Annotated in this window: 13 protein-coding genes and 1 pseudogene; 6 read left to right on the top strand and 8 right to left on the bottom strand. The window is 67.9% G+C overall.

Annotated features, from left to right (window positions below; genetic code table 11):
• The first annotated feature begins 55 nt into the window (after positions 1 to 55).
• From SK095_RS00070 to SK095_RS00060, 3 genes are read left to right on the top strand one after another with little or no spacing between them, the layout of a single operon-like run.
• Entirely contained in the window at positions 56 to 427 is a 372-nt protein-coding gene (locus tag SK095_RS00070; protein WP_320547492.1) for a hypothetical protein, read from the top strand.
• 36 nt (positions 428 to 463) lie between these two features.
• Positions 464 to 1135 carry a ribonuclease domain-containing protein gene (locus SK095_RS00065; protein ID WP_320547491.1) on the top strand — a complete coding sequence of 224 codons (672 nt, stop codon included), beginning with the start codon at positions 464 to 466 and terminating at the stop codon, positions 1133 to 1135.
• A complete protein-coding gene (locus tag SK095_RS00060) occupies positions 1132 to 1563 on the top strand; it encodes a barstar family protein (protein ID WP_320547490.1) in 432 nt (143 codons plus the stop codon). The genes SK095_RS00065 and SK095_RS00060 overlap by 4 nt, the downstream gene beginning before the upstream one ends.
• A 64-nt stretch (positions 1564 to 1627) precedes the next feature.
• Here the strand turns inward: SK095_RS00060 and SK095_RS00055 are convergent, their stop codons facing one another.
• From SK095_RS00055 to SK095_RS00025, 7 genes are all read right to left on the bottom strand, one after another.
• Positions 1628 to 1837, bottom strand: coding sequence for a cold-shock protein (locus SK095_RS00055; RefSeq protein ID WP_136489074.1), 210 nt, complete (start codon positions 1835 to 1837; stop codon positions 1628 to 1630).
• A gap of 233 nt (positions 1838 to 2070) precedes the next feature.
• Positions 2071 to 3048 (bottom strand): DUF4340 domain-containing protein, encoded by a 978-nt coding sequence (locus SK095_RS00050; protein ID WP_320547489.1) that lies wholly within the window; start codon positions 3046 to 3048, stop codon positions 2071 to 2073.
• A gap of 161 nt (positions 3049 to 3209) precedes the next feature.
• Positions 3210 to 5033, bottom strand: a complete 1824-nt coding sequence (locus tag SK095_RS00045; RefSeq protein ID WP_201486049.1) for a GldG family protein — start codon at positions 5031 to 5033, stop codon at positions 3210 to 3212.
• Between the two features lie 10 nt (positions 5034 to 5043).
• Positions 5044 to 5778, bottom strand: a complete 735-nt coding sequence (locus tag SK095_RS00040; RefSeq protein WP_201486048.1) for an ABC transporter permease subunit — start codon at positions 5776 to 5778, stop codon at positions 5044 to 5046.
• Positions 5775 to 6698 carry an ABC transporter ATP-binding protein gene (locus SK095_RS00035; RefSeq protein WP_320547488.1) on the bottom strand — a complete coding sequence of 308 codons (924 nt, stop codon included), beginning with the start codon at positions 6696 to 6698 and terminating at the stop codon, positions 5775 to 5777. Before SK095_RS00035 ends, SK095_RS00040 begins: the two co-directional genes overlap by 4 nt.
• A gap of 184 nt (positions 6699 to 6882) precedes the next feature.
• A complete protein-coding gene (locus SK095_RS00030) occupies positions 6883 to 7359 on the bottom strand; it encodes a cytochrome P460 family protein (RefSeq protein ID WP_136489069.1) in 477 nt (158 codons plus the stop codon).
• Positions 7360 to 7569: 210 nt separating this feature from the next.
• Positions 7570 to 8412, bottom strand: a complete 843-nt coding sequence (locus SK095_RS00025) for a mechanosensitive ion channel family protein (RefSeq protein ID WP_372239868.1) — start codon at positions 8410 to 8412, stop codon at positions 7570 to 7572.
• A 166-nt stretch (positions 8413 to 8578) separates the two neighbouring features.
• On the opposite strand from SK095_RS00025, the gene SK095_RS00020 reads away from it, so the two are divergent.
• Complete coding sequence (locus SK095_RS00020; protein ID WP_320547487.1) at positions 8579 to 12025, top strand: adenosylcobalamin-dependent ribonucleoside-diphosphate reductase; 3447 nt, start codon at positions 8579 to 8581, stop codon at positions 12023 to 12025.
• A gap of 53 nt (positions 12026 to 12078) precedes the next feature.
• The gene (locus SK095_RS00015) at positions 12079 to 12753 is read left to right on the top strand and encodes an NrdJb (RefSeq protein ID WP_136489067.1); all 675 of its coding nucleotides are present in this window, start codon (positions 12079 to 12081) and stop codon (positions 12751 to 12753) included.
• Positions 12754 to 12786: 33 nt separating this feature from the next.
• Here the strand turns inward: SK095_RS00015 and SK095_RS00010 are convergent.
• Positions 12787 to 12966, bottom strand: a pseudogene (locus SK095_RS00010) (phage integrase N-terminal SAM-like domain-containing protein); the annotation flags it as partial.
• Positions 12967 to 13108: 142 nt separating this feature from the next.
• On the opposite strand from SK095_RS00010, the gene SK095_RS00005 reads away from it, so the two are divergent.
• A complete protein-coding gene (locus tag SK095_RS00005; protein ID WP_320547486.1) occupies positions 13109 to 13489 on the top strand; it encodes an ankyrin repeat domain-containing protein in 381 nt (126 codons plus the stop codon).
• Positions 13490 to 13702: the final 213 nt, after the last annotated feature.

Raw genomic sequence — 13702 nt, 5'->3', positions numbered from 1 at the left:
ACCCTGCGGTCGCCCGCCGACCGCGCCCCCCCATCGCCGTATCAGGAAGCCCGACATGCGCCAACCGGATATCGAGATCTACCTCAAGGACGCCGAACTGCCGGCGGTGACCGCCTGGCTGGAACAGGCCATCGGCCCGTGCAGCGAATGGCAGACCCGCGGCCAGACCAGCAAGTGCCGCGTCGGCGACATCTCCGTCACCTGGCTGCCCAAGGCGGTGGGCCGCTGGAGCAGCCTGCTGCTGGACAGCGATCGCACCCCCTGGGAGGACGACCTGGCCTGCGCCAAGGCGGCCTGTGCCGCGCTCGGCGTCCAGGTGCGCTGCGCCCCGGGCAGCTGGAGCGAGGAACAGGGCGAGGAAGATGCCGACCGCTGGCTGAAGGTCACCGCCGAAGGCGTCAGCGAGATCACCTGGCGCACCGACTGATCCCCGGCCTCCCCACCACCATTCAAGAGACAGGCAATGCAAGGCAAGATCGTCACCTGGAACGACGACCGCGGTTTCGGCTTCATCCAGCCCGACGACGGCTCGGCTGAAGTGTTCTTCCACATCTCCGCCGTGCGCAATGCCGCACGGCGGCCGCAGAAGGGCGACCGGGCGGCGTTCGACATCACCCGCGACAAGTCCGGCCGGCTCAAGGCCGCCTGGGTCAGCCTCGAGGGCGTGGCGCCGCAGGCGCAGCCCGCACCGCGTCAGCGCGGCCCGCGCCCCGCCGGCAGGCCGGCGCAGGGCAACCCGCTCAAGCTGCTGAGCGGCGCCGCGCTGCTGGTGCTGCTGTTCGTCGGCTGGCTGCTCACCCAGGGGCCGCTGCACAAGCTGTTCAGTCCGGCGCCCGCCGGCGGCGGCAGCACGCTGCAGGTCGAGGCACCGATCCAGCGCGAGATCGACAAGACCCTCGCCCTGATCCGCCGGGGCGGGCCCTACCCGCACAGCCAGGACGGCACCGTGTTCCAGAACCGCGAGCGCCAGCTGCCGGCCCAGCCGCGCGGCTACTACCGCGAGTACACGGTACGCACGCCGGGGCTGTCCCATCGCGGCCCGCGGCGCATCGTCACCAGCGGCAACCCGCCGGTGATCTACTACTACACCGAAGATCACTACAAGAGCTTCCGCGTGCTGGAGCCCAGACCATGACCCCGCAGCAGTTCGCCGAGCAGGCCCTGGCCGACCGCAGTCGCTGCGGGATCTACCGCTGCATGCCGGGCTGGCCCGGGGAAACGCCGGAGACTCTCTGGCGGCCCCTGGCGCCGCAGAGCATCGACCGCGAGCACCTGCTCGCCGCCCTCGGCCAGGCGCTGGACTTCCCCGACTACTACGGACAGAACTGGGACGCCGCCTGGGACTGCCTGACCGAGCTGGACTGGCCGGCCGGCCGGCTGCTCGCCGTGCGCCTGCCGATCGCCGCGGGCAGCGACGTGGACGAGGCGGCGCTGGAAACCTTCCTCGAACTGCTGGCCGACGCCTGCCAGCACTGGGCCGAGCAGGGCCGCGCACTGTGCCTGCTGGTGGAGACGGCGCGCGAGGACATCGGCTGCCTGGGCGCCCTGCCCGTCCCCGCCTGAGCCGGGCAAACGGCGGACAACAAAAAGCCCGTCGCGAGGACGGGCTTCTTGCACAGCTCGAGTCTCAGAGCTTGGTGACGTCTTCCGCCTGCAGGCCCTTCTGGCCCTGGGCAACGGCGAACTCGACGCGCTGCCCCTCGATCAGCGAACGGTGGCCTTCGCCACGGATCGCACGATAGTGCACGAACACGTCAGGGCCGCTCTCGCGCTGAATGAATCCATAGCCCTTGGCATCGTTGAACCACTTGACGGTTCCAATCTCACGATTCGCCATTACAACTCTCTCCAGACTCGCAAATTTTCATTGCTCCACCACGGGAGCAGCTCGGGACGGTACGTTGAAAACGTTCTTCTTGTTATATCCGACCTCCGCCGCCACACGGCGTCTGGAGCGGGTATTACGAATGGCGTTCTTGACGACCGCTGCCCCGAGTATAAACAAAGAGCGTGTACTGAAAAGCCCCCCGAGCTTGACCCAACGCAAGGATCGGGGCGGTATTCGCCCGCTCAGCCGCCGGGGGCCAGCAGGTCCTTCACCCGCTTGGCCAGCGTGCGGTACTGCTGCTCCTCGAGACGGTAGGCCCACTCCCGGCCAGCGATCAACTGGCCGTCGAGGCCCTTGCCGGCGCCGAGCACCAGCCAGTGCTGCCCGCCCTGCAGGTGGAAGGAGCCCTGCAGTTCGCCGCCGGCGAAGGTGCTCAGGCGGAAGGTCAGTTCGGGGGCGCCCTTGAAGCCGACCTGCGCCAGCGGCGCGGCGTCGGCGAAATCCAGGCTGGCGAACAGCGTGGCCATGCCGTTGGCCGCTGCCTCGTAGGCCAGCTTCCTGCCGGGTGGCAGCTGGCGCAGGGCGAGGTTGAACTGCTCGGGCGACTCGCGCCAGACGTCGAGCTGTTCGCCGTCGGCGTGGCGCACCGTCACCTCGCGAACCTCGGCGAAGGGAATGGAGCTGATGCGCCGGTCCAGCCAGGCCAGCTCGTTGTCCACCAGCTGCAGCGGCTGGTCGACCAGCCACACCTGGTCGTCGCCCGGCAGCCGCACCAGTTGGCCGCCCTGGCGCGAGGCCTGGCCGATCAGCAGCGCCAGCGGCGCCTGGCCGACACCCTCGAGGGTCAGCCGGGTGGCCGCTCCCTCGCCGCGCTCGGCCAGGCCCAGGCGGGCATGGTTGTCCGGGTTGCGGGTCTTGGCCTCGACCTTGCGCGCCTCGCCCAGCGCACGCAGCAGGCGATTGACCTCGCCGGCCGCCGCCGGGAAACCGGCCTTGGCCGGCACCACCCAGCCGCCGTCGCGGCGTTCGATGCGGATTTCCGGCAGCTCGCCATGACGGATCTCCAGCGCCTGCACCCGCTCCGCATGGCCGGCCAGCGCCGGCAGCAGCAGCTGACGCTCGGCCAGGCGCGGCGCCTCGGCGCCGCGCTGCAGCCAGGCGAACAGCCCGCCCAGCCCCAGCACGGCCAGCAGCAGAATCCATAGCGACTTGCGTTGCATGAGTACCTCCTTGGACATGCCGGGCGCTCAAGGCCAGCGCAGGGTGGGCCAGGCCGCAGGCCGTAACCCACCCTGTGGCCGCAAGGCCGGCTAGGGCGATGCCTTGCGGCATCGTTGGCGGGTTGCGCCGCCATGCGGCCAACCCACCTGCACGAGCGGGCTCAGGCCGTGCGCCGGCGGCGCAGCAGCCACAGGCCGATCACCGCGACGGTGAGCAGCAGCGGCACCAGACCGATGTTGACGAACTTCAGGCTGCGGCCCAGCGCCTCGATATCGGCGTTGAGGCGGTAGCGCACCTCGCGCAGCTCCTTGCGGATCGCCAGCTTCTCCTGGAGGAACTGCTGCACCGTCGCCTGCTGCTCGGGGGTCAACTCCAGCACCTGCTCGGGATTGTCGCCCTGCTGCAGCTCGGCCAGACGCTGCTCGGTCTGCGCCAGGCGCTGATTGAGGATCTCCTCCTGCTCGCGGAAGCGCGCCTCGGCCTGGCGCTGCAGGTTCTCCACCACCACGAACGGCCGGCTGAAGCGTCCACGCGAACGCACGCTGATCAGCGCATCGCTGCCGGCCAGGTTGTCCAGCGCGTTGATGGCGAAGCCGGCGTTGTCGGCGAACGGCTGCGGGATGCGCTGGCCGAAGAAGTCCTGCACCTCCACCCACATGCGGTCGGCGAGCAGGTCGGTGTCGGCGACCACGATCAGGTTGATGTTCTCGGCGCCCTTCAGGCCATCCTTCTGCCCCTCGATGCCGTCGGGGAAAGCCGACTGCGCCGGCCCGCTGATCCGCGCGGCCAGGGCGTAGCGCTCGCCGGTCGGCTCAAGGTCGCGCAGCAGCTCCTGCGGGTCGCGCAGCATGGCCAGGCGCTGGGCGTCCATCGGCATGGCGTACTCGGAACTGTGCAGCAGCGGAGTGAAACGGGTCTTCGCTCCCTCGACCGGTTCGAGGATGCCGGTGCTGGCCACGGTCAGGTTCTCCAGCGCGGCGGTGGTCACGTCCTCGCGGTCGAGCGCCGCCCTGGGCAGGCTCAGCCAGGCCGGATGGCGCACCGGCCGCTGTTCCGCGCCCATGCCCACGGCCATCGCATAGCTGCCGTCGACCAGCATCTCGCCCGGACGCAGACGCAGCCCCCAGGCCTTGAACAGCGGTTCGAGGTCGGAGGCATTGCCCTGCCCCGTCATCCCGCCGCTGTCGGCCTCACTGAACGGGTCGACGAAGGCCAGCAGCTTGCCGCCGCGCAGCACGAACTGGTCGATGGCATACAGGGTCGGCTGCGGCAGCTGCCTGGGATGCACCAGCAGCAGCACCGACACCTCGTCGGGGATGCGGTCGATGCCGGCCTGCAGGCTCTTGAGGGCGAACTGCTGGCGGATCTGTTCCATGATCATCCAGGGCGTGCCGGCCTGACCGGTCAGCGGATTGAAGCCGCCGTCCATCTGCAGCCCCGAGAGCACGCCGACCACCGGCCGCTGCGGCTTGGCCAGGCTCTGTACCAGGCGGCTGATCTCGTACTCGAGGAACTCCTCCTGGTCGAGCGGGAAGAACGGGATGGTCTGCACGTCGTCCAGCGCATTGGTGCCGGCCAGGCCGAAGTACAGCTTGTCGCCGCCCTGCTGCAGCGGCACGGCGTGCAGGCCGAACTCGGCGGCGCGGTCCTCGTCCTCGGAGAACGGCTCGGGGTCGATCACCTCGAGGCGGATCCTGCCGCCGGCGGCGCGCTCGTAGGCGCGCAGCATCTCCGTGACGCGCCGCGCGTAGTTGCGCACCGGCACGAGGTCGCGGCTGACGTTGTCGGAGTAGAACAAGTACAGGTTCACCGGCTCGTCCAGCCCGGCGAGGATGCGTTCGGTGCCCTCGCTGATGGTGTAGAGCTTCTGCTCGGTGAGGTCGAGACGGGCGTTGGGCAGCCCCAGGCCGGCGACCATGTTGAAGGCCAGGAACGCCAGGGCGATCAGCAGCAGCCCGCTGCCGGAATGGATGATGCGTTTCATCGCGCGCTCCTCAGTCGGCTTTCTTCAGGTCGATGACCACTGCGGTGGCGGCCAGCCAGGCCAGGATCAGGCTGGCGAAGTACAGCAGGTCGCGCGCGTCGAGCACGCCCTTGCTGATCGCATCGAAGCGGGTCAGGAAGCTCAGCGAGGCCACCGCATCCACCAGCGCCTGCGGCGCCCAGCCGCTGAAGGCATCGAGCACCAGCGGGAAGCCGCTGACGATGAACAGGAAGCACACGCAGACGGTGAGGATGAAGGCGATCACCTGGTTCTTGGCCAGCGCCGACAGGCACGAGCCGATCGCCAGGTAGCCACCGGCCAGCAGCCAGCTGCCGATGTAGCCGGTGAGGATGGCGCCGTTGTCCGGCTCGCCCAGGTAGTTGACCGTGACGACCATCGGGAAGGTCAGTAGCAGGGCGATGCCGGCGAACGCCCAGGCGGCGAGGAACTTGCCGCCCACCGCTTCGGCGCGGGTGATCGGCAGGGTCATCAACAGCTCGATGGTGCCGCTCTTGCGCTCCTCGGCCCACAGGCGCATGGCCAGCGCCGGCACCAGGAACAGATAGAGCCATGGATGGAATTCGAAGAACGGCGCGAGATCGGCCTGGCCGCGCTCGAAGAAGCTGCCCAGATAGAAGGTGAACACCCCGGACAGCACCAGGAAGATCACGATGAACACGTAGGCCAGCGGCGTGGCGAAATAGCTCGCCAGCTCGCGCCTGAAGACTACCGGCAACTGCCTCATGCCGCCTCTCCTCGGGTCAGGGTGCGGAACACCTCGTCGAGGCGGCCGCGCTCCACGTCCATTTCCTTGATGTTCCAGCCGCGCACCGCCACCAGCGCGCTGACCTGCGGGAAGATCGCCTGGCCGGGCTGCGCCAGCACGGTCAGGCTGTGCTCGCGGGCGTTGCGCTCCACTCCGGCCACGCCCGGCAGCGCCGCCAGCGCCGCCTCGTCCAGCGGCGCCTCGCCGACCAGGGTCACCGCCTGGTGGTAGCGCGAACGGCTCTCCAGCTCGAAGGGCGTGCCGTCGGCCAGCAGCCGGCCGCCGGCGATCACCACTGCGCGGGAACAGACCGCGGTGACTTCCTCGAGGATGTGCGTGGAAATGATGATGATCTTGTCGGTCGCCAGGTTCTGGATCAGCTGGCGCACCTGATGCTTCTGGTTGGGGTCGAGGCCGTCGGTGGGCTCGTCGAGGATCAGCGCGCGCGGATCGTGGAGGATCGCCTGGGCCAGGCCGACGCGGCGCTTGAAGCCCTTGGACAGGGTCTCGATCGACTGCTCGAGGACCTTGTCCAGCTCGACCTGCGCCACCGCCTTCGCCACCCGCGCCTTCTTCTCGGCGCCGCGGAAACCGCGCACCTCGGCGATGAACTCGAGGAAACCGCGCACCTTCATGTCGCCGTAGCAGGGCGCGCCCTCGGGCAGGTAGCCGATCTGCTGCTGGGCCTTGAGGGTCTGCCTGCGGATGTCGAAGCCGAAGATGCGCGCGGTGCCCGACGTCGGCGCGAGGAAGCCGGTGAGCATCTTCATGGTGGTCGACTTGCCGGCCCCGTTGGGGCCGAGGAAACCCAGCACTTCGCCGGGCTGGACGCGGAAGGACAGCTCGTCCACCGCCGTGTGCTGCGCAAAGCGTTTGGTGAGTTTTTCGATCTCGATCATGGTTGCTCCATAACCTGCTGGAGCCTCCGTGCCAGACGGCCGTGGAGGCCTCTCGGGTGCGGGTGAACTCTAGGTAGAGCAGACGGGCATTGCAAGGGGGACGGCAGGTCTTCGTGGCGGGCACAGCGAGCGCCACGGCCCCTCGTCGGCGAGAGGCCGCGGCGCAACGCCAGGATGCGGGAGGTCAGTCGCGCCGCCGGCTGAACACGTAGTCGTGGGCCTTCTCGGGGGCGTGGCAGGAGTAGCAGGCGCTCGCCGCATTGGCGCCCACCGCGCGCCGGGCCGGGTCGCCGGCAGCGAAGCCCTCGAAGCCCCAGCCGCCGGTGGCGGCGTACTTGCCGGCATCCTTGTGCATCACCCCGACCACCTTGCGCGATCCTTCGGTGACCGCGCTGTCGGCACGCCTGGCCTCCAGCAGATCGAACACGATGACCGCGCCGTCCGGAAACTTGCCGGCCTTGTAGCCCTCCAGGGCGGCGGCATTGGCATAGATGTGGTGGATGCCGCCGAAGGACTCGTACAGCGGGTGCCCCTGCTCGATCACCATGCTCTTGACATGCTGCCAGTAGCGGTATCCGGCGGGATAGGGAACCTCGGGGTCGGCGGCCTGGGCCACCGTGGCGGGCAGCGCGGCCAGCAGGGCAAGCAGAAGGGGTTTCATCGGGTGCTCCTCGTCGCGGGTCGGGCGGGCCATGCCGCAGCGGGCACGCACCGTCCAGGGATTGCGCGAACGGGCGTCCCGCAGCGAGCGCGGAAACCGCCCAGCCACACCGTCTCGCCCCCTGCACCGGCCTGGTCGCGCACGCGCCAGACCGGACCACTCATGCCTCGAGTCGATGCCACAGCAGCGTAGGTTCGCCCCGCTCCCCTGTCAAAGCGGGCCGCCGGACTGCTGCACGATGACTGTCTGCGCCGGCATCGGTGCCGGGAAGCCGGCCTCGCCGAGGGCGTCCTTGATGACGCGATTGGTGTCGAAGTAGACCTGCCAGTAGTGGTCGTTGTGGCAGTACGGGCGCACCGCCAGCACCGGACCGACCAGGTTGAACTCGAGGATCTCCACGTCCACCGCAGGCGTGGCCAGCACGTTGTCGATGGCGGCGATGCGCTGCTTGAGCAGCGCCGCCGCGGCGTGCCAGTCGGCGGCGCCGGCCAGCTGGGCCTTGAGCTCGACGCGACGGAACGGGTTGGCCGTGTAGTTGAGGATGTTGTCGCCGAAGATCTTGTTGTTGCCCACCAGGGTCAGCACGTTGTCCGGGGTGGTGATCGCCGTGGCGAACAGGCCGATCTCGGTGACCGTGCCGGTCACGCCACCGGCGCTGACGAAGTCGCCGACCTTGAACGGGCGCAGGACGATGATGAAGCCGCCGGCGGCGAGGTTGGCCAGCAGCCCCGACCAGGCCATGCCGATGGCCAGGCCGACCGCGGCGATCAGCGCGGCGAAGGTGGTGGTCTGCACCCCGAAATAGCCGAGGATGCCGATCACCAGCAGGATGTTGAGGGTGACGGTGATGAACGAGCCGAGGTAGCGCAGCACGGTCGGATCGACCCGCTGCGCGCCCAGGGAGCGTTGCACCAGGCCGACGGCGACCCCGATCAGCCAGCGGCCGACCACCCAGAAGGCAATGGCGGCGAGGATCTTCACCGCGAAGGCGGCGCCGTAGTCGGCGACCAGTTGCCAGAGCTGGCCGGCCTTTTCGGTACCGGCGCTGATCATGTTCGACTCGTCCACGGCGGATCACCTGTGCGGAGGGCTGACTGGAAGAACGCTAGCACGCCCGGCGCTGCCTGCCCGGCGACGACCGCGCGACCGACATCCGGGCGCAGCTGCGGGCCTGCAGCTAAGGTGAAAGCATCCTTGCTTCGACCGGAGGTTCGGCGCCATGGCCAGGCACGCAGGCACAACGCCGCCACGCGCGACCGCCATCCCCCTGCAGGCCGCAGCCCTGGACATCTGGGCGCAGAAGTACCGCCTTGTCGAAGCCGACGGCACGCCGGTGGACGCCGACCTCGACGCCACCTGGCGGCGGGTGGCCCGCGCCGTCGCCGAGGTGGAGGCGCCCGAGCAGCGCGAGCACTGGTACGCGCAGTTCCTCTGGGCGCTGCAGAATGGCGCCATCCCTGCCGGGCGCATCGTCGCCAACGCCGGCGCGCAGCAGCAGCGGCCGGCCACCTCGACCGTCAACTGCACGGTGTCCGGCAGCATCCATGACTCCATGGACGACATCCTCGGCAAGCTGCACGAGGCCGGCCTGACCCTCAAGGCCGGCTGCGTCTCTCCGGACACCTGGGTCGTCACCGAGCATGGCGTGGTGTCGGCCCGGCGCGCGGCCGATGAGCGCCATGCGCGCATGCTCTGCTTTGATCGCAATGCCGGCCGTTTCGAAATGCGCGCCATCGAGCGACATCTGACCCTCCGGGTGTCCCGTTCGGAGAACATCGAGATCGTCTCGAACGGAGCCAGCCTGAAGACCTCGATCCACCATCCGGTGCTGGTCTACCGCCATGATCGGCTGATCTATGTGCGGGCGGACGAGATCGACGCGCACGATGCCCTGGTCCACCACCGCTTCGCCTGGGAAGCCGACCGTAGCCATGCGCTGCAGGCCTGGTTTGCCGGCGCCCATCTGGGCGACGGCAGTTGCAGCGAGAAACGCTTCCGCTACCGGAAAAGCCGCCGGGCATGGCTCGAAAGGGCCTGCGCTGCCGGCAGACGTCTGGTTTTCAAGATCCTTGCCGCAGAGCGTGAAGTCGTCGAGCGGTACGCCGCCTTCTTCCAGGCCTTCTGCGGAGCGCAGGCGCAGGTAGCCTCCACGACCACGCGGAACGGCACGCCGGTCTGGAGCTACACCGTGGCCAGCTTTGCGGCCAGCAGAGCCATTGACCTGATCGACGGGCAGGTCGGCCCGAAAAGCGCCACCCTGCGGGTACCGGCATGGGTGATGTCTCACCCCGAACGGAGCTTCCTGCCGTTCCTGGCCGGCCTGATCGACACGGACGGAACGGTCAGCCGCGAGCGGGGCAGCGTGACCATCGCCATGCAGAGCCAGGCCTTTGCCGCACAACTGCAAGGACTGCTGGCACTGTTCGGCGTGCCGGGAGGCATCTCGCGGCGCAAACCCCGCGAACACCTCCACAACGGTCATGTCATCCGCGACAGCGGGGGAGCGCTGCTGAAGATCTCCGATTCGGCCTTTCTCGCCAGGGTCGCCGAGTTCATGGCCGACAGCAGCAAGCGCAGCCGTATCACCGAGCAGGCCAGCCAGTCGGGGCAATACGATCGCTATCGCCTGCCGGTCCGACTTGGCGCAGCGCTGAGCGCCGAAGCGGAACGCCTCGACTGTCGGGAGCGGCAGACGCTCGGTTTCCATCACGGCTACCACCGCAAGGACATCGTCAGCCGTATCTGGCTCGATCGCTGGAGCCAGCGATTTCCGCAACTGCGCGAACTGATCGACTTCGCGCGCATCCTGCGTCCGGTGGAGAGCATCCGCCGCAATCTGGACATCGGCGAAACCTTTCATGACTTCACCGTCGAGCAGCATCACAACTATCTGGCAGGCGAGAACGGCCTGATGGTCATCCACAACTGCGGCATCGGCTACGAGTTCTCCACCCTGCGCCCGCGCGGCGCGCTGGTCGCCGGCGCCGGCGCGCGCACCAGCGGGCCGCTGTCGTTCATGGATATCTTCGACCGGATGTGCTTCACCGTCAGCTCCGCCGGCGGGCGGCGCGGCGCGCAGATGGCCACCTTCGACATCGCCCACCCGGACGTGCGCGAGTTCATCCGCGCCAAGCGCGAGGACGGCCGTCTGCGCCAGTTCAACCTCAGCCTGCTGATCGGCGACGACTTCATGCAGGCGGTGGAGAACGACGCCGACTGGCCGCTGGTGTTCCCGCTGCACCCGCGCGAGGTCGACCGGCTGGACCTGGCCAACCCCGACCAGGTGCTCTGGCGCGACTGGCCGCTGCGCGAGGGCTACCGGGTGCGCGAGGACGGCAAGGTGGCCTGCCGGGTCTACGGCAAGGTGCGCGCCCGCCACCTGTGGGACATGCTGATGGCCTCCACCTACGACTATGCCGAGCCCGGCTTCATCCTCGTCGACCGGGTCAACCAGCTCAACAACAACTGGTGGTGCGAGGAGATCCGCGCGACCAACCCGTGCGGCGAGCAGCCCCTGCCGCCCTACGGCGCCTGTCTGCTCGGCTCGGTCAACCTCACCCGCTTCGTCGAGGCGCCGTTCGGCATCGACGCGCGCTTCGACTGGGAGCGCTTCCGCCAGGTGGTGGCCATCTTCACCCGCCTGCTCGACGACGTGGTGGAACTCGCCAACCTGCCGCTGGAGACGCAGCGCCGCGAGATCCTCGCCAAGCGCCGCCACGGCATGGGCTTCCTCGGCCTCGGCTCGGCGCTGGCCATGCTGCGCCTGCGCTACGGCAGCGCCGAGGCCTGCCGCTTCACCGAGGACGTGGCCCGCGAACTGGCCCTGGTCGGCTGGCAGACGGCGCTGGAGCTGGCCAGGGAGAAAGGCCCGGCGCCGCTGCTGGCGCAGGAGTTCGAGGTCACCGCGCAGATGCTGCGCCAGCGCCCGGAGCTGGCCAGCGACGGCTACCGGCTGGGCGACAGGCTGCCGGGCCGTGTGCTGCACGCACGCTACTCACGCTACATGCAGCGCCTCGCCGAGATCGCCCCCGAACTGGTCGCCGCGCTGGCCGAAACCGGCGCGCGCTTCACCCACCACAGCTCCATCGCGCCCACCGGCACCATCAGCCTGAGCCTGGCCAACAACGCCTCCAACGGCATCGAACCGAGCTTCGCCCACCGCTACGTGCGCAACCTGGTGCGCCCCGGGCGCAAGGCCAAGGAACAGGTCGAGGTGCTCAGCTACGAACTGCTGGCCTACCGCGCGCTGGTCGATCCACAGGCCGACCCGGACCGCGGCCTGCCGGAGTGGTTCGTCGGCGCCGACGACATCGGCCCGACCCAGCACGTCGACATGCAGGCCGCGGCGCAGAAGTGGGTCGACTCGTCGATCTCCAAGACCGCCAACGTGCCCAGCGACTACCCCTTCGAGGCGTTCAAGGACATCTACCGCTACGCCTGGCGCCAGGGCCTCAAGGGCTGCACCACCTTCCGCTTCAACCCCGCCGCCTTCCAGGGCGTGCTGGTGCGCGAGACGGACCTCGCGAACACCCTGTACCGCTTCGAGCTGGAGGACGGCAGCGTGGTGGAGCTGCGCGGCAACGAGCTGGTCGAGTACGACGGCGAGGTGAACACCGCCGCCAACCTGTTCGACGCGCTCAAGGAAGGCTATTACGGCAAGTATTGACCCCTCCGCAGGGTGCGCCGCGCGCAGCGGATGCCCACTCCGGGAGAACGCCCATGACCGTGAAGATCGACCAGCGCATCAAGAGCTTCCAGGTGGTCGCCCAAGGCCAGCGCCCCGCCGAAACGCCCGGAGCCCCGGTGCAGCTCGACGAAAGCCTGCAGCGCCCGGAAGTGCTGACCGGCACCACCTACAAGATCAAGTCGCCGCTGTTCGAGCACGCCCTCTACGTGACCATCAACGACATCCTGCTCAACGCCGGCACGCCCTTCGAGCAGCGCCGGCCCTTCGAGATCTTCATCAACTCGAAGAACATGGACCACTTCCAATGGATAGTCGCCCTCACCCGCATAATGTCCGCGGTGCTGCGCAAGGGCGGCGACTGCACCTTCCTGGTCGAGGAACTCAAGGCGGTGTTCGACCCGCGCGGCGGCTACCTGAAGAAGGGCGGCGTGTACATGCCGTCGATAGTCGCCGAGATCGGCGCAGTGCTGGAGCGCCACCTGATCGCCATCGGCATGCTCCGCGAGCAGACCCCGGACGCGGCGCAGCAGCGCTACCTGGCCGAACGCCGCGCCGCCTGGGAAGCCAGCCAGGGCGCCGCCGCGCTGGAACCCGGCGAAGGCTTCCCCCCCGGCGCGCAACTCTGCGGCCACTGCCACACCCAGGCGGTGGTCAAGCTGGAAGGCTGCGCCACCTGCCTGAACTGCGGGCACAGCAAGTGCGGGTGAGCGGGCTCAGGGACGATCCAGCGGACTCAGCACGGCCAGATCGGTCAGAAACACCTCCACTTCCGGAGCGCCCATCTCCATGGGATGGCGGTACTGGTGGAAACGGATGAACTGCTTCACCCACTCGCAATAGACCTTCTCGGTGCGAATGGAGTAGTGTTTGACGCGAATCCGCTCACGCATCTGGTCGAGCAGCCTGGGCTTGCCATCCATGGTGTATAACTCCCCGAAGCGGTCATCCTGACCGCGGAACCCGCAGCGTAGGCAGGGAAAGCAGAAATGACAAGGAATGTTATCCACCAATCCCGTCTGGGGTGTTATGCACCAGATGGTGTCTATTTATAGTTAGGTGTCTATGGGCCGCAAACCAAAACATCGCGCCACGCTGGAGGAAATTCTAGCCTCAACATCAGACGTGCTTTTCCCAGCCGAAATGGGTGAAAAGGCTGTGTCTATCTCCAGCACTGACTGCGATGGCGACACCCCGCTTCATGTCATGGTGTGGCGCAATGATGCCTACGCCGTCAAAGTACTTCTTGAGGCAGGAGCAAACCCTAATGCCATCGGCGATATGGGCGAAACCCCACTGCATGTCGCGGTTAGCAAGGAAAATTGCACTATTGCAGAAACTCTTTTGCAGGCAGATGCCAAAGTAAATATCCGTTCTGATTTTAACGAAACGGCTCAAGAAAGAGCCATTCGTAAAGGTGGGGCAATTGCCAAGCTATTCGCGTAACTCAACGCCACCTAACATGGCGTATATGGACTATCCCCACAAGTAGTGAGTAAAGCCTTTCCAACCCTGTCGTCAGTGCGGTTGCATTCGTATATCCGGCCTTCGTTGGGCGTTGCCGCCCGGGCCACTCTGTAGTTCGCGCAGCGGGGGCCAAGCGCTCAATCGATCACGGGGATCATGATTGTTATCGGCCTTTTTCCGTTGCAGGACTCA

The organism is Pseudomonas sp. AN-1 (assembly GCF_034057115.1).
GTDB lineage: Bacteria > Pseudomonadota > Gammaproteobacteria > Pseudomonadales > Pseudomonadaceae > Geopseudomonas.
This window is presented reverse-complemented; position numbering and strand designations above follow the sequence as displayed.

What these genes read in the sequence shown, in the direction of transcription:
- SK095_RS00025 (WP_372239868.1), bottom strand. Translation starts at nt 8,412, where the DNA reads ATGATCAGCGCCGGTACCGAAAAGGCCGGCCAGCTCTGGCAACTGGTC.
- SK095_RS00065 (WP_320547491.1), top strand. Translation starts at nt 464, where the DNA reads ATGCAAGGCAAGATCGTCACCTGGAACGACGACCGCGGTTTCGGCTTC.
- SK095_RS00030 (WP_136489069.1), bottom strand. Translation starts at nt 7,359, where the DNA reads ATGAAACCCCTTCTGCTTGCCCTGCTGGCCGCGCTGCCCGCCACGGTG.
- SK095_RS00045 (WP_201486049.1), bottom strand. Translation starts at nt 5,033, where the DNA reads ATGAAACGCATCATCCATTCCGGCAGCGGGCTGCTGCTGATCGCCCTG.
- SK095_RS00060 (WP_320547490.1), top strand. Translation starts at nt 1,132, where the DNA reads ATGACCCCGCAGCAGTTCGCCGAGCAGGCCCTGGCCGACCGCAGTCGC.
- SK095_RS00050 (WP_320547489.1), bottom strand. Translation starts at nt 3,048, where the DNA reads ATGCAACGCAAGTCGCTATGGATTCTGCTGCTGGCCGTGCTGGGGCTG.
- SK095_RS00040 (WP_201486048.1), bottom strand. Translation starts at nt 5,778, where the DNA reads ATGAGGCAGTTGCCGGTAGTCTTCAGGCGCGAGCTGGCGAGCTATTTC.
- SK095_RS00015 (WP_136489067.1), top strand. Translation starts at nt 12,079, where the DNA reads ATGACCGTGAAGATCGACCAGCGCATCAAGAGCTTCCAGGTGGTCGCC.
- SK095_RS00020 (WP_320547487.1), top strand. Translation starts at nt 8,579, where the DNA reads ATGGCCAGGCACGCAGGCACAACGCCGCCACGCGCGACCGCCATCCCC.
- SK095_RS00070 (WP_320547492.1), top strand. Translation starts at nt 56, where the DNA reads ATGCGCCAACCGGATATCGAGATCTACCTCAAGGACGCCGAACTGCCG.
- SK095_RS00005 (WP_320547486.1), top strand. Translation starts at nt 13,109, where the DNA reads ATGGGCCGCAAACCAAAACATCGCGCCACGCTGGAGGAAATTCTAGCC.
- SK095_RS00055 (WP_136489074.1), bottom strand. Translation starts at nt 1,837, where the DNA reads ATGGCGAATCGTGAGATTGGAACCGTCAAGTGGTTCAACGATGCCAAG.
- SK095_RS00035 (WP_320547488.1), bottom strand. Translation starts at nt 6,698, where the DNA reads ATGATCGAGATCGAAAAACTCACCAAACGCTTTGCGCAGCACACGGCG.